Source organism: uncultured Tenacibaculum sp., assembly GCF_947498805.1.
Taxonomy (GTDB): domain Bacteria; phylum Bacteroidota; class Bacteroidia; order Flavobacteriales; family Flavobacteriaceae; genus Polaribacter.
This window is the reverse complement of the sequence record NZ_CANMLT010000009.1, coordinates 125,129-150,551: the sequence shown is the minus strand read 5'-3', so window position 1 is coordinate 150,551 and position 25,423 is coordinate 125,129. Positions and strand designations below refer to the sequence as shown.

Below are 25,423 nucleotides of genomic sequence, written 5' to 3'. Positions count from 1 at the left end.
GTATGTATAAAGAACGTACATTTCTTCAAAGGGTAAATCTTTTTTTAAAAGGGCTAACCATGGGAGGAGCAAACAAAGTACCTGGAGTCTCTGGGGGTATGGTGGCTTTTGTTATGGGCTTTTATGAAGAGCTTATTTTTACCTTTCAACGTATCAATCTTAAAGCATTTAAATTGCTTATTAATGGACGTTTTAAGAGTTTTTCGCAGTATACCAATTTAGAGTTTTTAACCTACGTTATGGTAGGTAGTATGTTCAGTTATTTTAGTGTCTCACTTATACTCGACTACTTTTTAAAAAATTATGAACTCTATGTGTGGTCGTGGTTTTTTGGAATGATTATAGGTTCGATTTATTATATTTCAAAAGACTTTGGTGATTGGAGACCTAAAACAGTGGTGTTTTTACTAATAGGAGCTGTAATAGGAATAAGCATTAGCTTTATGACTCCAGCAAAAGAAAACGATAACTTATGGTTCGTTTTTTTATGTGGAATTATTGGAGTTTCAGGGATGACTTTACCCGGGCTTTCAGGATCATTCATACTCATATTATTAGGAAACTATGTGCTGCTTTTGGTAGATAGCGTGAATGTGTTGGGTAGTGTAATCACACAATTATTGTCTGGAAACACAGAAGTTTTAAAAGATGCAGTTAAAGTTAGATATCTTAAAATAATTAGTGTGTTTACCTTGGGTTCTGCTTTTGGGTTAGTGTCTATCTCGCATGTGCTGGGATATGTATTGAAAAGATGGCATCAGATTGTTACTGCACTTATCATTGGTTTTATAACAGGATCTTTAGGAAATGTATGGCCCTGGAAAAAAACGATATTTAAAACTATAGAAGGAACATTTATACTAGATAAAAAAGGGAATAAAATTGTAGAAAACTATGAAAGATTTCTACCTGAACTACATTCAAAAGAAACATGGTTTGCTGTTGGTTTTATTCTATTTGGAATACTTTTAATACTACTTATTGATTACTATGGAAAAAAAAGAAAGTAAAAACATTTTTGCTTTAGTAGGACGCAATATTTCTTATTCATTTTCACGACAATATTTCAATACTAAATTTGAAAAAGAGAATTTAGAAGCAAACGAGTATGTCAATTTTGACATCCAAGATATTAGTGAGCTTCCGAAGAAAATAAAAAAACATAAAAAAACACTTAAAGGAATGAATGTAACAATTCCTTATAAGTTAGATGTGTTTAATTACCTCGATAAGTTTGATAAAAAAGCATTGAAGGTAGGAGCTGTAAATACCATTAAAATTACTAAAAAAGGAAAACTGAAAGGTTTTAATACAGATATATACGGATTTAAAAAATCACTAAAACCTTTATTGAAAAAAGGGCATTCTAAAGCTCTAATACTCGGTACAGGAGGAGCTTCTAAAGCAGTAGCATATGTATTGGAAGAATTGAATATAAAATACAAGTTTGTATCTAGGAAACCAGAAGGAAAAAAGCAAATAGCTTATGAAGATATTTCTAAAGATATCGTAGATGCGTATAAAGTAATTATTAATTGTACACCTTTAGGTACGTATCCAAATGTAGAAAACTGTCCGAATATTCCTTATCAACATTTAACTTTAGAACATTTGTTGTACGATTTAATTTATAATCCAGAGCAGACAACTTTTTTAAAAAAAGGGGCAGAAAAAGGGGCTATTGTTAAAAATGGATATGAGATGTTAGAGAAACAAGCAGAAAAGGCTTGGGAAATCTGGAATTCATAAGAAAGGTGTTCTTGTTTAGTACTGAAAGTTTTACCTTAAAATAAAGTTTGGTATTTTACAAATATCCTTATCTTTATAATCTTAACTCAAGGAACTTAAACATTGTAGATATGTTAGAAAACAACGAAGAAAAGGTAAACAATCAACAAGAAAGTCAAGAACAGATTAATGATGCAGTAGATGCGGTAGATGTTGTGGAAAATGAAGTAGCCAACGCAGCGGAAAAAGATGATGAAAAGCATCAAATACCTATGCTTGATTATGCTTCAATGGAATTGGATAAATTAGTAGAAGAATTAGAAAAACTACTAAAATCATATCCTGTGCAACAGTTAAAAGTAAATGTTGATTCTTTAAAATTTGCCTTTAATTCTAAGTTCGGGAAATTATTAGCAGAAAAGAAAGAAGCTTTTTTAGCTGAGGGAGGTAACTCTATAGATTTTCAATTTTCCAGTCCTGTAAAGTCTTCATATAATAAACTTTTAGGAGAGTATAAAGCTAAGAGAGATGCTCATTATAATCAACTAGAAAAGCAATTAAAGGAGAATTTAGAAAGGCGAAATTTGTTAATTGAAGAATTAAAAACTTTAATCGAAAACGCTAATTCTAAAACAATGTATAATGATTTTCAACAAATTCAAAACCGTTGGAAAGCCATTGGTCCAGTATCTAAAACTAAATACAATGATACCTGGAGAACATTTCATCATCATGTAGAACGTTTTTATGATTTATTACATCTTAATAAAGATTTAAGAGAACTGGATTTTAAACATAATCTTGATGAAAAATTAAAATTGATTGAAAGAGCAGAAGGCCTTTTAGAGATAGAAGATGTTAATATTGCTTTTAAGGAATTGCAATTACTGCATAAAATGTGGAAAGAGGAAGTAGGTCCGGTAAGTAAAGAATATAGAGAAGAAGTTTGGGGTAAGTTTAGTGCGGCCACTAAAAAGTTGCATGATAAGCGTCATGATCATTATCGAAATTTAAAGTCTAAGTACCAAGAAATGATTGATGCTAAGTTGGAAGTAGTAGGTGAGATAAATGCTTATGATACTTCTAATAATAAAACCCATAAAGATTGGCAAAGAAGTATAACAGAAATAGAAGCATTACGCAAAAAATATTTCGACATAGGAAAACTTCCTTATAGTAAGAGTGAGGCAGTTTGGCAACAGTTTAAAGAGGCTACAAAGAAATTTAATGCCGCTAAGAATACTTTTTATAAATCAGAAAAGAGTGCTCAAAGTACCAACTTAAAGAAGAAAATGGAGTTGGTAGAGCTAGCTGAAAGTCTTAAAGATAATGACGATTGGGATACTACAACAAATACCATGAAGCGTATTCAATCTGATTGGAAAAAAATAGGACACGTACCTCGTAAGTATTCAGATGATATTTGGAATCGATTCAAAGGTGCTTGTAATCATTATTTTGATAGACTTCATGAACGTAAAAATGAGTTAAATAAAGAGCAGCAGGTAGTTGTTGATGCTAAAAAAGCATTCATTGAAGAGTTAAAAGAGAAAGAAGGAATTACTTTAGATGAGGTGAAAGAAGCAATTACTAAATGGAAAGAATTAGGATTTTTACCAAGAAATGCACGTCATTTAGATGGTAAATTCAATAAAGTAATTGATGCTCATTTAGAAAAGCAAAATTTAAGTAGAGAAGAAATAGCAATGCTTAAATTTAGAAACGTTGTAGATACATATTTAGCACAAGAAGACTATAGAAAGTTAGATAGTGAGCAGTTGTTTATAAGAAGAAAAATAGACGAAACTGTTAGAGAGATGCAACAATTAGAAAATAACTTGAGTTTTATTTCAAATGCTACTGAAGATAATCCGTTAGTTAAAAATGTGCGTGCAGGCATTCAAGAATTTAAAGATGAATTGGATATATGGCAAGCAAAATTAAATTACTTAAGAGGACTAAATTATTAATATATTTTCATCATATAAATGAAAAGCCGCTAACTTTAAGTTAACGGCTTTTTTATTGTTATTTATCTTCTATTGCTTGAAGTAATAAACTGCATTTAGCTATATAACCATAATCAGAAGATTTACTGTTTTTAGACGCGTTTAAACACTTTGTGCCGCTTTCTTTAGCAATATCATATTTCTTCATATATAAGGCTAATTCGCCTTTATAATACTCATACCAATAAGCATTTGGCCTTAATTCGGCGGCTTTACTAAACCAAGATAATGCTTGGTCAAGTTTTACATTTTTGTGATAGTAAAATTGTGCAGCATCAAAATAGGTTTGAGGATGTATTTTACCAGTAGTGTTTTTAATTATTTTGGTTTCAATTTCTTCAAAAATTGCTTTGTCTGAGTCTACAAATACAGGAATTTTAACTTTCGTATTTTCCCAAGCAATAACTAAGTCGGCTCCATTAGTATTAAAGTTTTCAAAATGAATAGTTAAGGTTTCTAAAGTATCTTTTAATGGAATAGAAGGAACTTTAAAACGAAGTAGATCATTTTCTTTGTTGTATCCACCTGCTCCCCATAGCTTACTATTTTTATGAATGATAATGGTCCATTCTTTTTTACCAGGAATCGTATATAAACCATAGGTACCAGAAGGAATAGGATTTCCAGATAGTTTAATATCTCTATCTACTGTAAACTTAGTAGCGGCATTGGCTCCAGTTCTCCAAAGCTTTTTATAGGGAATAAGAGAGCCAAAAATTTTTCTATTTTGCGCACTAGGTTGTCCGTACTCAAAAGTAAAATTGGCTAATCCAACTTGTTGTGTTGTCTTAATTTTTGGACTTAGGCTAGGTTTAGTGATTTGGGAGTAGCAAAAACTACTAATCAAAAAAAGAAATAGTAATAAAGTATTTTTAAGTTTCATAATATATTAGTTATGCTAACTAAGACGTATGAAGAAGCATTTCTTTACTATTTTATAAAAAAATAAAAGCTTCCATCATTATGGAAGCTTTTAACATATATTTTGAAAAATCTTAAGCTAATAAACTTTCGATTTTTTCTTTCTCTTCAGCAGCTAATGCAGGGTCAACTAAAATACGACCACTGTGCTCATCGATAGTGATTTTTTTACGGTTAGCAATTTCTAACTGTACTTGTGGTGGAATTGTAAAGTAAGAACCCCCAGCAGCACCACGCTCAATAGCAACTACAGCTAAACCATTTTTAACTTTAGCTCTAATTCTCTTATAAGCGTTTAATAAGTGAGCATCGATAGATTGAGCAAACTCTTCTGATTTTGTCTTTAATAACTCTTCTTCTTTCTCAGTCTCCTTTAAGATAGCATCTAATTCATTTTTCTTGTGGCTTAAATGCTTTTCTTGATTAGCTAATTTCTCTTTAGTGCCAGTAATTACTTCGTTCTTTTGAGCAATCTTAGCTTTAAATTCTTTAATTCTCTTTTCAGATAATTGAATTTCTAATTCTTGATATTCAACTTCTTTAGTTAAAGAATCAAATTCACGGTTATTTCTAACATTTTTTTGTTGCTCACCGTACTTAGAAATCAATGCTTTAGACTCTTCGATAGCATTTTTCTTATTAGTGATATCAGTTTCTAAGTTAGAAACATCATCAGCTAAGTTAGATAACCTAGTGTTTAATCCGGCAACTTCATCTTCTAAATCTTCAACTTCTAATGGTAATTCACCGCGAACGTTTCTAATTTCATCAATTCTTGAGTCGATTAATTGTAAATCGTACAACGCTCTTAATTTTTCTTCTACCGTTACTTCTTTTTTTGCCATCTGTTAAATATAGTATATTGGATTTGTACTTTCTTCGCTTAAAATAATTGCAAAACTACTAAATTTTTTGTTAAGATAATCAACTAAAAGGTTTTTTGTAAACTGCTCACTTTCATAATGTCCAACATCTGCCAAGAGAATTCTTTTTTCAGCCTTAAAAAACTCATGGTATTTAAAATCAGCACTTATATAAGCATCTGCTCCAGCACGCATAGCATTGCTAATAGCAAAACTACCCGAACCACCTAAAACAGCAACCTTTTTAATAGGTTTGTCTAATAATTCTGAATGGCGTACACAACCCGTTTTAAAAGTTGTTTTCACAAAATTTAAAAATTCAGTTTCATTCATTGCGGTACTAAATTCACCAATCATTCCCATACCAATGTTTTGATGAATATTATCTAAGGTTACTACTTCGTAGGCAACTTCCTCATAAGAATGCGTATTAAATAAAGCATTTAAAATTTGACGTTCTTTATACCCTTCGAAAGTAACTGAAATACAAGTTTCATCTTCAAACATTAATTGTCCTTTTTTACCTACGGTTGGATTAGAACTTTCATTACCTTGATAACTTCCCTTTCCCTCTGCATTAAAACTACAATTTTCATAATTGCCAATGCTTCCAGCTCCTGCATTGAATAGGGCAGTTCTTAAAGAACTAGCTTCGTTTGTTGGAACATAGGTAGTCAACTTTTTAATGATTTTTTTCTTAGGAATTAACGTTTTACAGTTTTCAAGTCCTAATACTTCACACATTTTAGCCGACACACCATTATTAACATTATCTAAGGCTGTATGAGTAGCATATATAGCTATATTGTTCTGAATGGCTTTTAACACTACGCGTTCAACATAATTATTACCATTTAAACGCTTTAAACCACCAAAAATAATAGGGTGAAAGCTCACAATAAGATTACAGTTTTTAGCAATAGCCTCGTCAACTGTAGCTTCTAAAGTATCTAAGGTTACTAAAACCCCTGTTACCGTGGTATTATAATTTCCAACTAACAAACCTACGTTGTCGAAATCTTCTGCATAGGCTAATGGAGCTAATTGCTCTATATAATTGGTAATATCTTTAATTTGCATTTTTTTGAATTTAAGATAATTCAAAGTTAACAAAACTTGCTATTCTGAATATTATAGAGGTTGAATATATTTTAATTGAGAATATAGAAACTCAATTTATGAGAAAATAATTTTTACTTTTGATACAATGAAATTACTTCGAATTTTACTATTTCCGTTTGCTGTATTATATGATATTATTACGAGTATTCGTAATTACTTTTTTGATACTGGAGTATTGAAATCTACCAAATTCAAGATACCTGTTTTAGCAGTTGGAAATCTGAGTGTAGGCGGAACCGGTAAATCTCCTCAGATAGAATATTTAATTCGATTGTTAAAGAACGATTATAAAATAGCCGTTTTAAGCAGAGGTTATAAACGAAAAACAAAAGGCTTTCAGTTAATTAATGAAAACCATGCAACAGAAGATGTAGGGGATGAGCCTATGCAATTTTATAGGAAATTTAAAGAAGAAGTATATATAGCAGTTGATTCCGATAGAACAAATGGAATACAACAATTATTACAGTTAGATAGCCCTCCAGAATTAATCCTCTTAGACGATGCTTATCAGCACAGAAAAGTAACCGCTAGTACGTACATATTACTCACAAAGTTTGACGATTTATTTATCAATGATTTTATACTGCCCACTGGAACTTTAAGAGAAAGCAGGAGAGGGGTTAATAGAGCTCGAGCAATTGTGGTAACGAAATGTCCAGAGAAATTATCAGTTTTAGAGCAAGATGAATTGGTGAGAAGAATTAATCCAAGCCCAAACCAAGAAGTATTTTTTAGTACGATTGTTTATGACGAACAACTAGGAGGGATTGACCAGCTAAAGTTGGAAGACTTAACAGAAGCTGAAATAGTGTTGGTTACAGGGATTGCCAATCCTAGCTCCTTATTAAACTATTTGAACGAAAGAGAAGTAAAGTTTCACCATATAAAATTTCCCGATCATCATCATTTTTCAGAAGCAGATTTAAAAAGAATTCAGCAACAGTTTAATAATATTCAACATCCTCAAAAGTATATTGTAACCACAGAGAAGGATTTTGTGCGATTAGAAGGAAAGTTGAATAGTTTGGCTTATATCGGAATTAAGAATACATTTTTAGGAGATGAAAAAGGGTTTGATAGTTTGGTGTTGGACGAAATAAGAAAGGAAATTTTTTAATGAATGAAGTATTGAAAATAGAAGAAGCGCAAAAAAAAGATGCGGAAGCACTCACAGAGTTGACACTTCGTTCAATGAATTATTGGAATTACGGTGCAGAACAAATTGAAAAATGGAGAGATAAATTAACCATTTCTTCGAAATATATTAATGAAAATCAAATTTATAAACTACTTGTAGCTGAAGATTTAGTTGGGTTTTATTCCTACAAAGAAGAAAAAAATAACGTAGCTAAGTTAAATTATTTATTTGTGGAACCTAAATGTATTGGTAGTGGTTACGGAAAAATATTAATGAATGATTTCTTGAATCGCCTTAAAAAGGAAAAATATGAAAAGGTTGTTCTTGATTCTGATCCAAATGCTGAAAAGTTTTATCAATATTTTGGTTTTAAAACAATAGGAAAGCTAGAGACGTCTATTAAAGATAGATTTTTAGCAATTATGGAAATGGATATATAAAGCAGTTGTCGTTGTTTTTAAATGACACGTTCGTCTGCCTTGTAAGCTCCTCGGCGATGTAAAATCCATTGTGCTTCATCTAAAGGATTGACACCTTTATAAGGTCGAGAAGTACCTTCGCCTTCTGGGCAAACATCATAACCATGAAATATCATTCGTAAGCGTAAGCGACCACTACAAATAGCATTTAACTTTATACTAATGTCTAAAGAAGTAGCAACAGGAATTGTTCCTATAAGATGTACTATTTCATTTTGAAAACTCGGAGAATCAATAGTTGCTCTTCTCGTAGTAAGTTCTGAAATAATTTTACCTAGAAAGGCTTCATTTGTTTTAATCTCAAAACGCATTAAAGGCTCTAGTAAATGTGTCCCACCCGCTTCGAGTCCTTTCATAATTCCCATTGGAGTTGCTAAATTAAAGTCACCAGGTCTTGAGTGTACATTATGATCTTCTCCTTTGATTAAAGTAATTTTCACATCAGTAACTTCCCAGCCAAGCAATCCTTGTTCAAGGGCCTTAGGAATAGTTCTAGCTATTTCATTTTGATATTTATTATGAACATCGTTTTTAGAAACAATTGATTGATAGGTAACTCCAGAATTAAGAGGAGCAGGTTCGATTAAAAATGTCATAATAGCCCAGCAAGGTTTTGGCATCCAATATCGTATGTAGCCTTCCGCGGCTTTGCTAATAGTTTCCTTATAAACAATTTGAGGTTCCGTAAAGCGTACAGGTATAGAAAAGCGTTCTAGTAATACATGGGTAAGCACTTCTATTTGCATATCTCCCATCAGTAATAGCATGAGTTCTTTCTCTGGCTTGTGCCATTTGAATTGCAAGGAAGGATCTTCTCTATCTATCACTTGTAAAGCTTGAGCAAGTGTATTATAATCTTTGTCATTTTCAGGCAATACTTGTACACTTAATACCGGTGTGTTTAAATCTGGGAGTTTAGGAATACTCTCTGGACTTCCCAAAATATCACCAGCCTTTGTATCTATAACTCCAGTAATAATACCAATATCACCAGTTTTAATGATAGTATCTATATGTTTTGTATGATGAAAAATTTTAGATTGATTAATTTTTGTTTCTAAAGATTGGGTATGGTTAAAAATTACCGATTTAGAAGATAGTTCACCTGAAAATACTTTTACATGGGCCATAGCACCATGTGTTTTATGGTGTTCAAGTTTATAAACATAAGCTGAGGTTGCTTCTGTAGAGGTGTTTTTTTCAGTTTTAATAAAACTGGTTAATCCGTTTAAAAGTTCTTCTACACCAATGTTGTTTTTAGCAATTCCAGTGTATACTGGAGTAATAATTGCTTTTGAAGTGTTTTTAGTTATGGTATCTAAATAGACCTCATCGGTAATAGTATCTCCATTAAAATATAATTCTAGTAAAGTTTCATCGGTTGTTACTAACTCTTCTAATAAAGTCTCTTTTTCTTCCTTATTTAAATTATCATTTTGAAAAATTGGTAGAATGTGAGCTGTATCTAAACCTTCATTATGACTTGTGTAAATAGGAACAGTCTTAAATTGAAGTTCATTTTTTATTTGTTCTAGCACATGTTCAGTATCGGCACCTTGACGATCAATTTTATTTATGAAAATTATAGTCGGAATTTTTAGCTTTTGAAGAGCATCTGTAATTGTTAAAGTATGTGCTTGTACTCCTTCAACAGCAGAAACAACCAATACAACCGCATCAACAACACATAAAGTTCTAGCTACTTCACTTGAAAAATCGACGTGGCCAGGAGTGTCTATTAAATTCACTTTGGTATTATTCCAAATAAAAGAAGTAGTGGCGGCCTTAATAGAAATACCACGTTCCTTTTCTAATGCCATATTATCTGTAACTGTAGAGCCTTTATCTACACTACCAATATTTCGGATAGCACCAGTGTGATATAGTAAATGTTCTGTAAGGGTAGTTTTTCCTGCGTCAACATGGGCAAGGACTCCAATATTTAGAATTTGATTGTATTCCATAAATATTCCTACTAAATAAAAGAAAAACTAAAGTTGCTCTTTAGCGGCAGCGCTAATCTGCTTGATATCTTGTTCATCTTTACGTGGACAAATAAGAATAACATCATCCTTTTCAACAATGATAAAATCATTAAGTCCTTGAACAATAACTTTTTTTCCATTTAAAGTACTTACCATGTTTCCTTGGGCATCTCTAAATAAAGTATTTGCGCCCACAGTAGCATTTTGTTGATTATCTTTTTCGAGCTTATTGTACAAAGAACCCCAAGTTCCTAGATCATTCCAACCAAAATTTACAGGTAATACATGCACGTTATTCGATCGTTCCATGATTCCATAATCAATAGAAATATTTTCACATTTTTCATAATTACTGCGTATAAAATCATCTTCGAAATCAGTATTATATACATTTGTTCCATCATCTAAAATATCAACCATTTCAGGTAAATAGACTTTAAAAGCGTTTAGAATACTCTTAACTGACCAAACAAAAATTCCTGCATTCCACAAATAATCACCACTTTCAATAAACTGTTTAGCTGTTGCTAAATCTGGTTTTTCTGTAAAGTTTTTTACTTTTTTAATTTCTGAAGAATTATTTTCAAATTGAATATAACCATATCCAGTATTTGGAGAATTCGGTTGGATTCCTAAAGTCATTAAAATATCTTGTTGCCCACAAGCATCAAATGATGTTTTTATATTCTCAATAAATTCAGTTTCATTTTCAATCCAATGATCAGAAGGGGCTACTAACATAACTGCTTCTGGATTTTGCTGATATATCTTTAGAGTAGCATATAAAATACAAGGTGCAGTATTACGCATTGCAGGCTCTAACAATAGTTGTTGCTGTGAAGTTTTTGGAAGTTGTTTTAAAACCAAATCTTCATAACGCTTATTCGTTGCAATTAGAATGTTTTCAGAAGGAATTAATTCTGTTATTCTATTAAAAGTACCTTGTATTAAAGATTCTCCCGTACCTAACATATCATGAAACTGCTTTGGGAATTCTTCGGTACTTACAGGCCAAAATCGTGAACCAACACCACCTGCCATTATTACTGCGTAATAGTTGTTATTCATAAAACTATATTGTAAAACCTAATTGAATAGGAATCTTATTATTTGTTTGAAGGGATTAATACCACTTCTGCATTTTGATTAAAAAGATACACACGTTTATTGTCTAAATTTAAACATTCATAACGTGTTCTTCTAATACTTCCTTTTTTATATAATGTATTTTTAAACTCAAAAATACTTCCATTAGGAATCTCAAAGATAAAACTCTTTCCGTTTTCTGCGATTCCTCCACGTAATACTAATGATAATTTAGGATCGGCATCAGTACTTGCTTTTGGATTTTTGAAATGATTTGCCAAATAGGGTAACATTTCTTTAGGGTAAATTTCAGGGCGAAGAAAGGGTAACATTAAATGTTTAAAAATAGTTTTCCATTCGACGCCATGTGGTTGAACCCTACCAAATTTTTGATAAGTTACATGATGTGCAATCTCATGAATTAAGGTTAATAAAAACTGATACGGATTTAAATTGTTGTTTACCGTTATTTGCATTTTTCCATTTGGTAAACGACGAAAATCACCATGTTTAGTTTGTCGTTGATTTACAATCTTTAAATGTACCTTATGCTTGTTGATTAAATATTCAACCAATGGGATTGCATTCGCAGGAATGTATTTTAGAAGTGTTTCTTTCAAGATTTAAGGAGTTGAACTAGATACTTGTAATACTTTTCCGTTATAATATTTGTTGCCATTTAGAGCAAAATCAAAAATATAACTAGCCATTTCTTTAGCAGATAATGGAGCGACATATCCAGGGAAAGCTTCTTCTAACATTTCCGTTTGAACAGCCCCTAAGGCTAGTACATTAAAAGCGATTTGTTGTTCTTTATATTCTTCAGCCAAAAGTTCAGATAAGGTAATTACAGCACCTTTAGCAGAACTGTAGGCAGCTAAACCAGGAAATTTCATGCTTCCTTGAATTCCTCCCATACTACTTACGGTAACAACATGACTGCCTTTATCCATAAAAGGAAGTAAGCTTCTAGTTAATGCAGCAACTGCAAAAACATTTACTTTATACACCTCTTCAAAATCCTGAGTAGTTAATTGTTCGAAAGGTTTGTTTACCAATTTTCCAGCATTGTTAATTAGGATATCAACTTTACTCCATTCCTTTTTTACAAAGACAACTGCTTTATTAATATCTACTTCTGAAGATAAGTCTACAGAAATTGTAGTGATGTTTTTATGATTTACTGTATCTAATGGTTTGGTGTTTCTAGATAAAGCTAATACTTTATGACCTTCATTGGCGTATTGCTGTGCTAACTCAAAACCAATACCTCTGCTTGTTCCTGTAATTACTATATGTTTCAAATGAATAAATTTAATAGGTTGAATTTTAATTCCTTATAGTAGTTGTATAGACCAAGGTTTCTATATCAAATTTCTTGCAGAAATTTCCTGTAAGCAATAAGAAATTAAAAAGACAAACTACTTAAAAATTCTTACATTTATCAAGAATATTCCCCTAAATATTATATAAACACGCAGGTTTTTATAAAAACTAACACTAAAGAAACAAAACTCATGAAAAAACTCCTTCTATTATTAGTCATAACATGTATTACATTCTCTGGCTTTTCACAAACAACATATATTCACTGCGGAAAACTAGTTGATACCAAAAAGGGAATAGTTAAAGAAAAGCAAACCATTGCTGTCAAAGGAAATAAAATAATGAATGTACTTAGTGGATATATTACACCAAGGGCAAAAGGAATAACGGTTATTGATTTAAAAGATAAGGTTGTTATGCCAGGATTGATTGATATGCACGTACATATTGAGAGTGAACATAGTCCAAAAACAAGATTAGAGAAATATATTTTAAATGAGGCAGATAGAGCCTTTAACGCTGTAGGATTTGCTAAAATAACCTTATTGAATGGATTTACAACAGTGAGAGATTTAGGAGGAACGGGTGTAAATATTTCTATTAGAAAAGCCATTAATGCTGGAAAAATACCTGGACCTCGTGTATTTACAGCAGGGAAATCTCTGGCAACTACTGGAGGGCATGCTGATCCAACGAATGGAAGTAGTAGAAGATTAGTAGGTAATCCAGGACCTAAAGAAGGAGTTGTGAATAGTGTAGAGGAAGCAAAAAAAGCGGTACGTCAACGATATAAAAACGGAGCAGATTGTATTAAAATTACTGCTACTGGAGGAGTGTTAAGTGTTGCCAAAAGTGGAGATAATCCTCAGTTTACGTTAGAAGAAATTAAGGCGATTTGTGAAACCGCAAAAGATTATGGAATGCATGTAGCAGCACATGCGCATGGAGATGAAGGAATGCAACGTGCCATCTTAGGAGGTGTGAAAACAATTGAACATGGAACTTACATGAGCGATAAGACGATAGAATTAATGAAAAAGCATGATGCCTATCTTGTTCCAACAATTACCGCAGGAAAAGAGGTTGCAGAAAAAGCAAAAGTAAAAGGGTTTTATCCAGAAATAGTAGTTCCAAAGGCATTGGCTGTTGGACCGCAAATTCAAGGAACATTTGCAAGAGCCTATAAAAAAGGAGTTGGTATTGCTTTTGGTACCGATGCAGGAGTATTTGAACATGGGATAAATGGAAAGGAATTTGCCTATATGGTAGAAGCAGGTATGCCAGCAATTGAAGCAATTCAATCTGCAACAATTACTAATGCAAAAATTTTAGAAATGGAAAATGAAATTGGGCAAGTGGATAAAGGTTTTTTTGCGGATATTATTGCAGTAAATGAGGATCCTACACAGAAAATAAATACAATGGAAAACATTGTTTTTGTGATGAAAAATGGTGTGGTTTACAAAGAAAAATAATAAGAATTAATATGTAACAAAACATACTTTCAAGCTACTAATAATTAGAACTAATTAAAAACCTAATTGTGATGCAGAATACAATTAATTTAAGAAGTAATTTAGTAGTTTTTGGAATTCCAATATTGATGATTTTATCTCTTGTTATGCTGATAAAATCATCTTTTTTTATACCTGAGATTTCTTCATTTGTAGTAATTGACTTTTTAATTACCATACCCTTAGTATATTTTTTATTGATTAGAAAAAAAGCAATTTCCAATAAGACCGTTTTTTCGGCTATTATGATTGGGGTTGTAGTTGCTAGTTTGGTGCTTCCAAAAGATAATCAACAACTTTTAAGTACAATAAAAGTATTTTTAATACCAATAGTAGAAATTGGTTTAATAGTCTTTGTAGCTATAAAGGCTAGAGTAGTGCTTAAAAGGATAAAAGCAACAAGAAATCAATCATTAGATTTTTTTGACGTAATTAATGATGCATGTCGTGAAATATTGCCATCAAAAATTGCTGGCATTTTTGCCTCTGAGATAGCTATGGTTTATTATGGGCTTTTTAATTGGAAAAAGAAAGAGTTACAAGGAAATCAATTTAGTTACCATAAAGATGGTATGGCTACTAGTGTTATATTAGGCTTTTTATTAGTTGTTGTTATAGAGATGTTTGTGACCCATTCTATGATGAAACAAGGAAATGTAGGAGGGTCTTTTGTTCTGGCAATTTTAAGTGGATATACGGCGTTGCAAATTATAGCTACATTACGTTCTCTTGCAAAAAGACCAATTGTAATTGATAAAGAAAAAGAAGAATTGCATTTAAAATTTGGTATTCTTGCAAATGGAGTTATTCCATTTGCTAAAATTGATGCTATTGAAATGAGTACAAAAGAAATTCCAGAGAATTCTCCAATTAAGTTTTTTTCTCCTATAGGAAGAGCAGGAGGTCACAATATACTTATTCATTTTAAAGAAGAAATTAGGTTCAATAGTTTTTACGGTTTTACAAAAAAGGCGCAGATTTTAGCATTACAAATAGATAAGAAAGAGCTTTTTGTTTCAAGAATTAGGGAAGTGATAGGAGAGAGTATATAAAAAGGTACTTACAATATTAGTAAAACAAAAGAAAAGAGCTGTTAAGATCTTATAATGATCAATAAACAACCCTTTTCAAACTAACCAAACTTATAACTTATTATATCAATGAAAAACTTATTTACTTTAAAAGTATAGTTTATTGGTTGTAAATGATGTTTGAATTCGATTATTGGTTGTTTTGCTTTGATGAATAGCATGATAATAATGACAAACTGTTTTATAATTTAATTACGTGGTGCATTAAAGAAAAGTAAGTGTAGTAAAGGTTTGTTATTGAGTTAGATAAAATAAAAGAGCTATACATTGATTTTAAAAACAATGAATAGCTCTTTCTACCCTATATAATAATCATGAATTACTCAATTATATAGTAAAGATATACAAGGTGTGGTGTCTAATATTTGAAGTTTAGATGATTGATATGTTTCAATCGATGAATGGCATTTGATAGAAGAAGAGTTGATAGAAATAGAAAAGAGTTATTTACATTCTCACACATAAATAACTCTTTTAAAAAACTAACCAAACTTATAAATTATAACAATGAAATTTATTTATTATAAAAGTATAATTTAAGTACGTTGGTTAAGGTTATTATTCGGTAAATGGTTTAGTTCTTTAGATGAATGGTTACAAAAAACAAATGAGTGATTAAAACGTAATGTGTTGATATGCACCAAGATCTGGGTTGATGCTTCTATTTGTTCCTAGAATATCTAAAGAAATTGATGTGGCTTTTGCTTTGTTAATAGCGTCACTTTCAGTTCCAATAATAAAATCGTTTTTGTTAACATCCCTAAAATTAGGAGTTCCGTTTAAAATTATATTTTGGTAATGAGAAGCATCGTTAAAATCTAACTCGTTATTATTGGCAAAAGTATTGTTCGGATCTTCAAATTGAATCATGGAATTTTCAATCATATAATTAAAACTACTTCCATCAACTTTATCAAGAACAAACTCAACATTGTTATTACCTTCTATAATACAGTTGATAAAATTAGCGGCATGTAAATCTCTAGTTTCAGTGATCTCTTGGTTAGCAGAATTGGTATAGGTGAAATGATTGTTCACAACAACAGCAGGTAGATCTCTAAAACTATTTACCCAGTAGTTAGCAAAAGTACAATGTGTAAAATTATATGTACCTCCAATAGTTGCTGCAAGAGAAGCTTGACCTGTATTTCCAATAACTAAGTTTTCGCCTAAAATATTCGCCTGACGACCTAAGATACCATAAGAGGAATTGTTGTAGATTTCTGTATTTTTGATACTTAACGTAGGATTGGTGTTTGAACCAATACTATCAACAAGAACTCCAATAATTCCATTTTTAATAATGGCATGATTCAATTCAGAATTATCACTTCCAGCGCGCATCCAAATAGTACCCCATTGTCCTGGAATATTGCTAAAGCTATGCTCCAATCGATCTCCCTCAAAAGTAATTTTATTATCTAAAGTTCCGTTTGCTTTTAAAGTTGCTTTTTTATCTATGATTAATCCTGAGTTTCTATGGAAATGAATTTTTGCACCAGCCTCTATCGTTAAGGTTTTATCGGAAGGAACAGCAACATAACCATAAATCACATAAGGTTTTTCATCTGTAAAAGTTAATTCACTATCCGTTAAAAATCGTCCTTGAATTTCGGTTTGTTTTCCATCAATAACTAGGGTTTCAATTCCCATACTATTTTTAGAAGGAAAAATAAAATTAGCATCCTGTACAAGAGTTACTAAATCTACATCTTGTTCATTTTCCCCGTTGTCAAACAATATTTGATCGGTATACAAAGGATCGGGTACATTATTAAAATCGATCGTAGTCTCAACAAAAATAAAAATACTGTCTTTAGCTAAAATATCAACATTTTGAAATTCTTTACCAGGAACTCCATCAACATTTAATCGGTAGTTTGAACTAACTCCATTTTTAAGTTTGATTTCTGGTATTGTAATAGCTTTACTACTTCTATTATATACTTTTAAGTTATAGGTAGCGGACCCAATATTTGTAAAAATTGTATCTAAGAAAACAGTGTCTTTAGAAAATTGAAGTTTACCAAAACTAGGAACTGTAGAAAAATCTTTTCTACAAGAGCTTAAAGAGCTTATAATAATGATAATAGTAATAGCTAGAAGGGAATACAAAAATCTCATAGAGTTTATAACTAATTTGTAACGAATATATTATTTTTCAATTAATTCAATTTCAAAAAGTTTTCCCCAGTGTTTCCCTGTAACAAATAAACGTTTGTTTTCAGCATCATATGCAATACCATTTAAAACATCGTCCTGAGGCTCTAAAGTTTGGTCTTTGCTAACAATGTCTCTTAAACCATTTAAGTCAGCTACACCATCTACCTCGCCAGTATTAGGATTGATGATAACAATTGAGTTTTGTTGCCATTTATTTGCATAAATTTTTCCATCAATAAGTTCAATTTCGTTTAAATTATCAATAGGGTATTTATTGGTATATACTTGTATGCTTCTTTTTTCTGTTTGATTCTTTGGATTAAGGAACCAAATTTTATTTGTTCCATCAGATTTAATAAGTTCGGTATTGTTATGAGTTAGTCCCCAACCTTCATTACTATTGTTGTAATCGAAAGATCCTAATTCTTTAAAAGACTCAAGGTCATAAATAAAACCTTTTCGAGCTTGCCATGTTAACCAGAAGATTTTGTTGTTAAAAATAGTCATTCCCTCTCCAAAATACTTTTTATTTAAATCAATTTTTTGAAGAACTTCTCCTGTTTTTATATCTACTTTTCTAAGGGTTGATCTCCCTCTCTTACCTGTAGTTTCATATAAAACACCATCTTTATATTCTAAACCTTGCGTATATGCTTTTTTATCGTGCGGATAGGTGTTTATAATTTTATAAGAATATACTTTTGGAGGATTGGTTGCTAAAACCTCAATAGTATTATTTACTTTTTTAGATTTTCCTGGATAAAAAGCCAATGCAGTAACAAGGTGCTTTCCTACTCCAAAATCACTAGTATTTATAGTTAGACTAGTTTCGTTTTTATTTACTCGTTTTCCGTCTACATATAGATGCAAGGAATCGATGGTATTACCATCTAATTGCTCAAACTTTATAGCGGCTTTTTTACCTAACGATGTTTTTTTTGTTGTGTTTAGTTTAAATTTGTAATTCGTTTCGCTGCAAGAAGTTATGATGAATGAAGCAATTCCTAAAGCTAAATATTTATAAATACGCATAGATGAAATGTTATTTTCGTGTTTTAGTTTTCCAGTCCTACAAATTAAAGCAAATTATTTGTTTGTAAATTAAAAAAAAGGGTTAAATTTGCACCCTCAAATAGCCATTGCAGGTTTTTGATTTTTTGAAGTGCTATATAACTTTACCAATTATATATTATTTCAACCAAAAATAAAAGATTTAAATTATACAGAGATGAAAAAAGGTATACATCCAGAAAATTATAGAATGGTTGCATTTAAAGATATGTCTAACGGAGATGTGTTTTTAACTCGTTCTACTGCAAATACAAAAGAAACTTTAGAGGTTGAAGGAGTTGAGTATCCATTAATCAAATTGGAAATTTCAAGAACTTCTCACCCTTTCTATACTGGTAAGTCTAAGTTAGTTGATACTGCTGGACGTATCGATAAGTTCAAAAACAAATACGCGAAATTCAAGAAGTAATTTTGTAGTATCAAAATATAAAAAAGCTCTAACAACTGTTAGAGCTTTTTTTATGTTCAAAAAACTGTATTTTTAGGCGACAAAACTAACAAAAATGAGAAATACCATATTAACTGTATTAATAATTGCAGTGGTAACATGTGGCGTATTAGTGTACTTTACTCCAGATGTAGGAACTGTAATCATGTTGTCAACCAGTATTATTCTATTGCTTTGGGGATTATACGATGCGTTTCAAGACAAGCATTCCTTATGGAGGTCTTTTCCAATTGTAGCACGTTTGCGTTGGATTTTTGAAGAGGAACGCGAAAAGATACAGCAATACTTTATTGAAGATGATTTAAATGGTACTCCTATTAATAGAGAAAAAAGAAGTATTGTATATCAAAGAGCTAAAAAAGAAATAGAAACAGTTCCGTTCGGTACACGACATGATGTTTATGAGAAAGGGTATGAATTTGTAAAACATTCTTTATTTCCAAAAGATCATCATCACATCTCAGGAGAACGCGTTTTGATAGGTTCAGATAAATGCTCACAAAAGTATAATGCTTCGATTATCAATATTTCAGCAATGTCTTTTGGATCTTTAAGCAAAAATGCAATTATGGCATTGAATCAAGGAACCAAAATGGGGGGCTTTGCGCATAATACAGGTGAAGGTGGAATCTCTCCTTATCACTTACAAGGGGGGGATTTAATATTTCAAGTTGGAACTGGGTATTTTGGAGCAGGTAGAACAGACAATGGAAAACGAGTTTTTGATGATGAAATTTTCAGAAAAAATGCTGTTAGACCAGAAGTGAAAATGATTGAAATTAAATTTTCTCAAGGAGCAAAACCTGGTCATGGAGGAATCTTACCGGCAAAAAAGAATACAGAAGAAATCGCTCAAATTCGTTCGGTAGAACCTTTTACAAGAGTAGATTCACCACCTAATCATGATGCTTTTTCGAATTTTGATGAAATGATTGCTTTTATTCAAAAAGTTCGTGAATTGGCCGATGGAAAACCTGTAGGAGTGAAATTTTGTGTTGGAGATCATGATGAAATAGAAGAAATGATACAGTCGTTTGCAAAGGCAAATAATTATCCTGATTTTATTGCGGTAGATGGAGGAGAAGGAGGAACGGGGTCTGCACCTTTGGAGTTTTCAAACTATATAGGAACTCCACTATTAGAAGGATTAACTTTTGTGGATAAAACCTTAAAGAAGCATGGGTTAAGAGATCAAATAAAAATTATTGCTAGTGGTAAGGCCATAGATGCTTTTGATGTGGTGAAGTACTTGGCTTTAGGAGCAGACGTTATAGGTATGGCACGTAGTTTTATGCTGAGTTTAGGATGTATTCAAGCACGTGAGTGTAATTTAGATAGTTGTCCTGTAGGAGTTGCTACACAAGATGATGATTTGGTAAAAGCGTTGGTTGTTGAAGATAAAAATGTACGTGTAAAAAATTATCATGTAAAAACCATTGATGCAGTGAAGGAAGTAGTTGCGGCTATGGGGAAATCATCAATTCAAGAAGTAGAAGCAAAACATTTCTTTAGAAGAAATAAAGCAGGAGATATTATCTCATTAGATAAAATTTACAATTTAAACTAAGTCGTTTATAAGTATAGCGACAGTCTTTTTAAGATTATTGGAAACAAAGTTAATTTATCAAGGAAAAGAAATTCAGTTAAAACGTTATCCTATAACAGCGGATAAATCGTTACGAGCATGGAGTAACGCTGAATTGTTGGTGTTAGATTATATTGAAGATAAGAAGGTAGGTAAGATTCATACTTTTAATGACCGATTCGGTATATGGAATTGTACTTTGCAGAACCAACCAGTAACTACAATTTGGAATTATGCGAGTCAGCAAAAAGCAATTCAACAAAATTTAAAATTGAATAATTTATCTGAGAATGTTGTTTATAAAACGTCACTAGATGTATTAGATGAGGTTGAACTAGCTTTGATAAAAGTTCCGAAGTCTTTAGAGTTGTTTGAGTTGTTTTTACAACAAATTCATAAATCTTCAATAGCAAAAACAGAGGTGGTAGCTGGGTTTATGACTAAGTATTTTTCTGCTTCGTATTTAAAAGTAGCAGCAAAATATTTTGAAATTGTAGAACAATCAAAAGCTTGGAAAAAGGCACGTTTGTTAATTTTAAAACAACCAAAAACTATTTCTATAGATGAAGAGTTAATTAATACTTTTCAGTGGAGAGATAATGAGTACAAACAATACTATGGTGTGTTTTCATCGGGTAATATTGATATTGGAACCCAGTTTTTTCTGGAGCATTTACAAATTCATCCAAACGAAACAAAAGTGTTGGATTTAGCTTCTGGAAATGGTGTAATTGCTCGTTGGGTTACCGAACAAAATTCTAAAACAGAAGTTACTCTGGTAGATGACTTTAATTTAGCAGTAGCATCTTCAGAAATAAATTTAAAAAGTAAAAAAGCACATTTTGTTTGCAGTGATAACTTAGTAGATTTTGAAAGTAGTTCATTCGATGTAGTACTTTCTAATCCACCATTCCATTTTGAACATGAAAATAATATTGAAGTAACCTTATCACTTTTTAAGGATGTTTTCCGGATTTTAAAACCCAATGGAAGATTAGTTTTGGTAGCTAATACACATTTAAATTATAGCACCCATTTAAGCAGATTGTTTAAAGAGGTCGCTATCATAAAACAAAATAAAAAATTTCAAATAGTAGCATGCATTAAAAAAGCCTAAGAGTTTTCTTAGGCTTTCGCTATTTTAATCAGATGAGAAGATCTTTTAGCTTAGTGAAAAATCATAAGAAAATTCATCTTCAATAATTGGTTCGCTACAATTTTTCATATCGTTGATAAACTCATCAATTTGAGTTTTAGTAACATTAGGCATGCATATTACATGGGCTACATCTCCTTCTGTAGCCAATTGCCATTTGTCTTTGATGCTTTTAGGTGTTTTAGGTAATACAACGGTAATAGCATTTGGATTTCTCCATGCATCTACACCGATAGCTTTTAATTGAGCTTCGCAGTATTCAGCAACTTCTAAACTATGTAAGTATCGGTCTCGTAATCCTTGTACCCCTAATTGTTTTAAAGCATACCATAAGAATAAAGGAGAATGTCCGTTTCTTGAGCCTGTAATCGTAGTATCTAAAGAACCAATATATGAAATACCTTTGGCGATACGATCTCGGTTCGATCGTTTGGCTATCAATACTCCAGTTGGAATTGGAGAACCAATAAACTTATGCCCACTAATAGAAATGCTATCGGCTCCGTCCATAAAATCAAAAGGTAAACGAGGTTGCATAAATGGTCCGAAAGAACCAGCTAAAGCCGCATCACAATGTATATAATGATCTTGAATGGCTAGGTTACTTAATATACTCTTTACTTTAGCAACATCATCTTTAGCTTCTTTCATGGTGGTACCAAAGGTGGTCAATACAATTACAGGTTTATGACGATTCATACGTACCGTATTTTCAAAATCTTCATAATCCATTTCACCATTAGGCTGTGATTTAATAACAATACTAGGAATATTTAGTAAATGGATGTTTTTACGAACACTATAATGCGTCGATTCTGAATAGTATACTATAGCTTTTGGAAATAACTCTCGTGCAAGATATAATCCATATAAATTACTTTCAGAACCCCCGTTGGTAACATATCCCCAGAAATCTTTAGGGTTTGCTCTAAATAGTTTGGCAAAAAAAGCAATAACCTCACGTTCCATTTCATGTGTTTGAACACGATATGTACCATGCTCAAATGGATCCCCTAAATTGTTAATTGGAAATTGAAAGAATTCACTCAATGCCGAATAATCAAAATCTTTCGATACTGGATACCCTAAAAATGTATCTCTAGCTGAAGTTAATTGCTCTTTTAAACTAGCTAGTTTTTCTTGACTTTCTAATGGTAATCTCAAATTGGTTGCCATGCCTTTTTTATAATTTAGCGGGCAAAAGTAATTGAAACGATAATATGAGTCAGTATTTTTGCTAAAAATTAGATTATTTTTCGGTTTTAATATTATTTGTAGAAAAATTATTTAATGTAGGCTGTTTTTTTGAGTATCAAACAGAAAAAAGACACCCTATAGAGTGTCTTGTATTTTTTGTTTGAAGAGTAATTTGTAGTTGTTTCTTATGTTGTCCTGATTAAAAGTGTTTCTAGAACAAATTCTTTTGACTGGCTAAGGAGTTATTTATGCATGAAGTTAGTATTCCAATAATTATAAATAGTGAAATAGATATTCATAATTTCCTTTAGTATTAATCCGCGCTTCTAACAATTTGATTTAGTCCAGCATATTCAACAACGTTTTCATTTCTAAATCGTTCTATCCATTCAATTTCAGATCCAACAGGAACTTTGAAATAAATTAAGGCAATGGCTCCTTCTTGTTTTTGCTTAATGCTTAATTCGAATTCGGTCATTGTACTCAACCAGTCGTTTTGATAAGTTTCGTTGTGCATTTTGTAAAAGCTTACACTAGCAGTTATTTGATTTGTTAGCTGATCTACAAAAACGTTAGGACGCAATCCGTTATTAGTTAAATAGGATTTTTCTTGAAGTTTGCTTTTTACCTCAAATAATTTGTCAATAGGTAAATTTGATTTGAAATCTAACCAAAGCATCCATACAACTTCATGGTTATGGGTGTTAATTAAATCAAATATGGCGTCCATATCTGTTCCGTTTTTAATGCCAACTAAAACATCTCCTGGAGTATAGTCTGTTTGGACTATTTGGGTGTTATCCATACAAGATGATAAAACCCCAACCATTGTAAATAATAAAATAATTTTTCTCATGATATTCTTTTTTTCTAAGATGTGGTTTTTACAAATTGGTTGCGTGGTAATTTTTTAGAAAGGGGTTTAGAGTTGATGATGTTGAGGTAAAGTATTGTTGTTGAAAAGCTTGATGACCAAAATTTCAAAATTAGGGTAATCGACATTTTCGTTGTTGATTATAAAAGTATCAATTATCTTGATTTCATCATTATTTAGTGGTTTTCCTAAAAGATCAAAGGAACCTATAATAGCAGCAGCCATTAAGTGGGAGGGAGTAGTATCAACAATTAGAATTTTAATATCATGAAGAATTAGCTTAACAGATTGTAGTGAATTATGATTTAAGATTATAAAATCGAGTAATTTTAAAATGTAAATTTTATAAGACTTAAGCAGAGGTGTTGGTTTAAAAGAACTGTTTGGGTTTTTGAAGTCGCTCCATTGGCATTTATCAATTATTTCTGAATTCTCCTTAATCTTAACTAGTTCTAATTCAGTTCCGCCGAATCTTCCTTTACCTTTTAACTGTTTTTTATAATAATAAGTTTTTCTGTTTGAATTCATTAATCTAGAATTGTATTTGATTAACTCCAGCTCATGTTAATTTTTACTTCTTTGTCATGTATTTCAACTTTTCCACCATTAGCTCCTTGTTCACCAGGGTAAATTAGAAATATCTTCTTGCCTTTGTCTATTGTTGGAGTATTGTCTTTGAGCCTTTTGCTTTTATGGATCCAATAATTAATTTGTTCAAGGTGATTAACTTCAAATTCAATAATAAACTGTCTAGTAAAAATACTCCCTCTTTTATCAATTTTTAAATTTTTAATGTCTTTAGGTAATTCGTTCAGCCCTCCCCATTTTATAGTAGTTTCTATAGCTTCTTCCTTTTCCCAAGGAAGAACATATGAGTTTGAAATAAAAAAGAATAATATAAGGCATGCAAAACAAGTAACTAGAGTAAGAAATATTGTTTTAAACAATTTCATAGATCAATTTGTTTTTTTCAAAGATACTAAATCCACTTCCCTTCAAGATATAATCTTTTTGGTACATTCGTAGTCTAGGTAATTATAGTATGTATGCAGGATGTAAATTTAAATTTAGCGAAAGTTGTTGTTGATTCACGCAAAAGACTTGGTTTATCACAGGAAGCCTTGGCGGAAGAAGCAAATATTTCTTTAAGTACTATTCAGCGAATAGAAAAAGGAACTGTAAGTCCACGTGCACATACCATAAAGATTTTGGCGAAAACTTTGAATTTAGAAGTAGCTGATTTAATTTCTAAACCTGACGAAAAAGAAGAGTTTTTACCAAACTTTTCTTTGCTAAAAAAAATGAACTTATCAATTTTACTTTTATCCTTTTTACCATTTATAAATACTATTATTCCATTAATATTATGGAAGACAACTAATAAGGCTAAAGGTAATTTGATTGCAGGTAAAATTATTAGTCTTCAGTTGCTTTGGGGAATCTTAACAATTATTGGGGTAATAATGACACTTTTTTTATCCAACCTTATTCAGGGTAATGCCGGAGATGGACTTTTTATTTGTTTGCTGTTTTTTCTTCTTGCGGTACTTTTCAATGTGTATCAAATTGTTAGAACTTCTTTGTTTTTAACAAAGGAAGATGATAACGTGTTGTCATCTGTGCCAAACTTCTTTTAAGAGGTAATTATTTGTTTTGTAGCGGGT

24 protein-coding genes are annotated in these 25,423 nt (G+C 31.4%); 11 read left to right on the top strand and 13 right to left on the bottom strand.

Annotation, left to right across the window (positions count from 1 at the left end; translation table 11 throughout):
* Nucleotides 1–2: 2 nt before the first annotated feature.
* The 3 genes from Q0873_RS16620 (at nt 3) to Q0873_RS16610 (ending at nt 3,698) form a co-directional block, all read left to right on the top strand.
* A complete protein-coding gene (locus tag Q0873_RS16620; RefSeq protein WP_299109458.1) occupies nt 3–1,010 on the top strand; it encodes a DUF368 domain-containing protein in 1,008 nt (335 codons plus the stop codon).
* The gene (gene aroE / locus Q0873_RS16615) at nt 991–1,749 is read left to right on the top strand and encodes a shikimate dehydrogenase (RefSeq protein ID WP_299109455.1); all 759 of its coding nucleotides are present in this window, start codon (nt 991–993) and stop codon (nt 1,747–1,749) included. The genes Q0873_RS16620 and aroE overlap by 20 nt, the downstream gene beginning before the upstream one ends.
* 110 nt (nt 1,750–1,859) lie before the next feature.
* On the top strand, nt 1,860–3,698 hold the full coding sequence (locus Q0873_RS16610; RefSeq protein WP_299109452.1) for a DUF349 domain-containing protein: 1,839 nt from the start codon (nt 1,860–1,862) through the stop codon (nt 3,696–3,698).
* 58 nt (nt 3,699–3,756) lie between these two features.
* Here Q0873_RS16610 and Q0873_RS16605 read toward each other — a convergent pair whose 3' ends face one another.
* The 3 genes from Q0873_RS16605 to Q0873_RS16595 all read right to left on the bottom strand — a co-directional run bounded on the left by Q0873_RS16605 (nt 3,757) and on the right by Q0873_RS16595 (nt 6,601).
* Nucleotides 3,757–4,620, bottom strand: a complete 864-nt coding sequence (locus Q0873_RS16605; RefSeq protein ID WP_299109449.1) for a DUF2911 domain-containing protein — start codon at nt 4,618–4,620, stop codon at nt 3,757–3,759.
* A 112-nt stretch (nt 4,621–4,732) separates the two neighbouring features.
* Nucleotides 4,733–5,503 (bottom strand): hypothetical protein, encoded by a 771-nt coding sequence (locus Q0873_RS16600; protein ID WP_299109446.1) that lies wholly within the window; start codon nt 5,501–5,503, stop codon nt 4,733–4,735.
* A 3-nt stretch (nt 5,504–5,506) separates the two neighbouring features.
* Entirely contained in the window at nt 5,507–6,601 is a 1,095-nt protein-coding gene (locus tag Q0873_RS16595; RefSeq protein WP_299109442.1) for a Nif3-like dinuclear metal center hexameric protein, read from the bottom strand.
* A gap of 127 nt (nt 6,602–6,728) precedes the next feature.
* Here Q0873_RS16595 and lpxK point away from each other — a divergent pair, with 127 nt between their 5' ends.
* Both lpxK and Q0873_RS16585 read left to right on the top strand, forming a co-directional pair.
* On the top strand, nt 6,729–7,763 hold the full coding sequence (gene lpxK / locus Q0873_RS16590) for a tetraacyldisaccharide 4'-kinase (protein WP_299109439.1): 1,035 nt from the start codon (nt 6,729–6,731) through the stop codon (nt 7,761–7,763).
* On the top strand, nt 7,763–8,224 hold the full coding sequence (locus tag Q0873_RS16585) for a GNAT family N-acetyltransferase (RefSeq protein WP_299109436.1): 462 nt from the start codon (nt 7,763–7,765) through the stop codon (nt 8,222–8,224). The genes lpxK and Q0873_RS16585 overlap by 1 nt, the downstream gene beginning before the upstream one ends.
* A gap of 17 nt (nt 8,225–8,241) precedes the next feature.
* On the opposite strand, the gene Q0873_RS16580 is transcribed toward Q0873_RS16585, so the two are convergent.
* The 4 genes from Q0873_RS16580 to Q0873_RS16565 are packed head-to-tail and all read right to left on the bottom strand — an operon-like array spanning nt 8,242 to nt 12,638.
* Nucleotides 8,242–10,227 carry a TetM/TetW/TetO/TetS family tetracycline resistance ribosomal protection protein gene (locus tag Q0873_RS16580; protein ID WP_299109433.1) on the bottom strand — a complete coding sequence of 662 codons (1,986 nt, stop codon included), beginning with the start codon at nt 10,225–10,227 and terminating at the stop codon, nt 8,242–8,244.
* A 27-nt stretch (nt 10,228–10,254) separates the two neighbouring features.
* Nucleotides 10,255–11,316 carry a mannose-1-phosphate guanylyltransferase gene (locus Q0873_RS16575; protein WP_299109430.1) on the bottom strand — a complete coding sequence of 354 codons (1,062 nt, stop codon included), beginning with the start codon at nt 11,314–11,316 and terminating at the stop codon, nt 10,255–10,257.
* Between the two features lie 38 nt (nt 11,317–11,354).
* Nucleotides 11,355–11,954 carry a SprT-like domain-containing protein gene (locus Q0873_RS16570; protein WP_299109427.1) on the bottom strand — a complete coding sequence of 200 codons (600 nt, stop codon included), beginning with the start codon at nt 11,952–11,954 and terminating at the stop codon, nt 11,355–11,357.
* Between the two features lie 3 nt (nt 11,955–11,957).
* Complete coding sequence (locus Q0873_RS16565) at nt 11,958–12,638, bottom strand: SDR family oxidoreductase (RefSeq protein WP_299109424.1); 681 nt, start codon at nt 12,636–12,638, stop codon at nt 11,958–11,960.
* Between the two features lie 213 nt (nt 12,639–12,851).
* On the opposite strand from Q0873_RS16565, the gene Q0873_RS16560 reads away from it, so the two are divergent.
* Together Q0873_RS16560 and Q0873_RS16555 are read left to right on the top strand one after the other, a co-directional pair.
* Nucleotides 12,852–14,135, top strand: a complete 1,284-nt coding sequence (locus Q0873_RS16560; RefSeq protein ID WP_299109422.1) for an amidohydrolase family protein — start codon at nt 12,852–12,854, stop codon at nt 14,133–14,135.
* A gap of 71 nt (nt 14,136–14,206) precedes the next feature.
* A complete protein-coding gene (locus tag Q0873_RS16555) occupies nt 14,207–15,226 on the top strand; it encodes a hypothetical protein (protein ID WP_299109420.1) in 1,020 nt (339 codons plus the stop codon).
* 654 nt (nt 15,227–15,880) lie between these two features.
* On the opposite strand, the gene Q0873_RS16550 is transcribed toward Q0873_RS16555, so the two are convergent.
* On the bottom strand, nt 15,881–17,389 hold the full coding sequence (locus Q0873_RS16550) for a hypothetical protein (RefSeq protein ID WP_299109417.1): 1,509 nt from the start codon (nt 17,387–17,389) through the stop codon (nt 15,881–15,883).
* 30 nt (nt 17,390–17,419) lie between these two features.
* On the bottom strand, nt 17,420–18,460 hold the full coding sequence (locus Q0873_RS16545; protein WP_299109415.1) for a glutaminyl-peptide cyclotransferase: 1,041 nt from the start codon (nt 18,458–18,460) through the stop codon (nt 17,420–17,422).
* Nucleotides 18,461–18,656: 196 nt separating this feature from the next.
* Here Q0873_RS16545 and Q0873_RS16540 point away from each other — a divergent pair, with 196 nt between their 5' ends.
* From Q0873_RS16540 to Q0873_RS16530, 3 genes are all read left to right on the top strand, one after another.
* Entirely contained in the window at nt 18,657–18,908 is a 252-nt protein-coding gene (locus Q0873_RS16540; protein WP_047789607.1) for a type B 50S ribosomal protein L31, read from the top strand.
* A gap of 94 nt (nt 18,909–19,002) precedes the next feature.
* Nucleotides 19,003–20,514, top strand: a complete 1,512-nt coding sequence (locus tag Q0873_RS16535; protein WP_299109412.1) for an FMN-binding glutamate synthase family protein — start codon at nt 19,003–19,005, stop codon at nt 20,512–20,514.
* A gap of 37 nt (nt 20,515–20,551) precedes the next feature.
* Entirely contained in the window at nt 20,552–21,649 is a 1,098-nt protein-coding gene (locus tag Q0873_RS16530) for a methyltransferase (protein WP_299109410.1), read from the top strand.
* A 45-nt stretch (nt 21,650–21,694) separates the two neighbouring features.
* Here Q0873_RS16530 and Q0873_RS16525 read toward each other — a convergent pair whose 3' ends face one another.
* The 4 genes from Q0873_RS16525 to Q0873_RS16510 form a co-directional block, all read right to left on the bottom strand.
* Nucleotides 21,695–22,864 carry a histidine decarboxylase gene (locus Q0873_RS16525; protein WP_299109409.1) on the bottom strand — a complete coding sequence of 390 codons (1,170 nt, stop codon included), beginning with the start codon at nt 22,862–22,864 and terminating at the stop codon, nt 21,695–21,697.
* A 334-nt stretch (nt 22,865–23,198) separates the two neighbouring features.
* Nucleotides 23,199–23,741: a hypothetical protein gene (locus Q0873_RS16520; protein ID WP_299109408.1), complete on the bottom strand. Its 543-nt coding sequence runs from the start codon at nt 23,739–23,741 to the stop codon at nt 23,199–23,201.
* 66 nt (nt 23,742–23,807) lie between these two features.
* Entirely contained in the window at nt 23,808–24,287 is a 480-nt protein-coding gene (locus Q0873_RS16515; protein ID WP_299109406.1) for a hypothetical protein, read from the bottom strand.
* Nucleotides 24,288–24,307: 20 nt separating this feature from the next.
* Complete coding sequence (locus Q0873_RS16510; protein ID WP_299109404.1) at nt 24,308–24,712, bottom strand: hypothetical protein; 405 nt, start codon at nt 24,710–24,712, stop codon at nt 24,308–24,310.
* A 93-nt stretch (nt 24,713–24,805) separates the two neighbouring features.
* On the opposite strand from Q0873_RS16510, the gene Q0873_RS16505 reads away from it, so the two are divergent.
* A complete protein-coding gene (locus Q0873_RS16505) occupies nt 24,806–25,396 on the top strand; it encodes a helix-turn-helix domain-containing protein (protein ID WP_299109403.1) in 591 nt (196 codons plus the stop codon).
* The last annotated feature ends 27 nt before the right edge of the window (nt 25,397–25,423 follow it).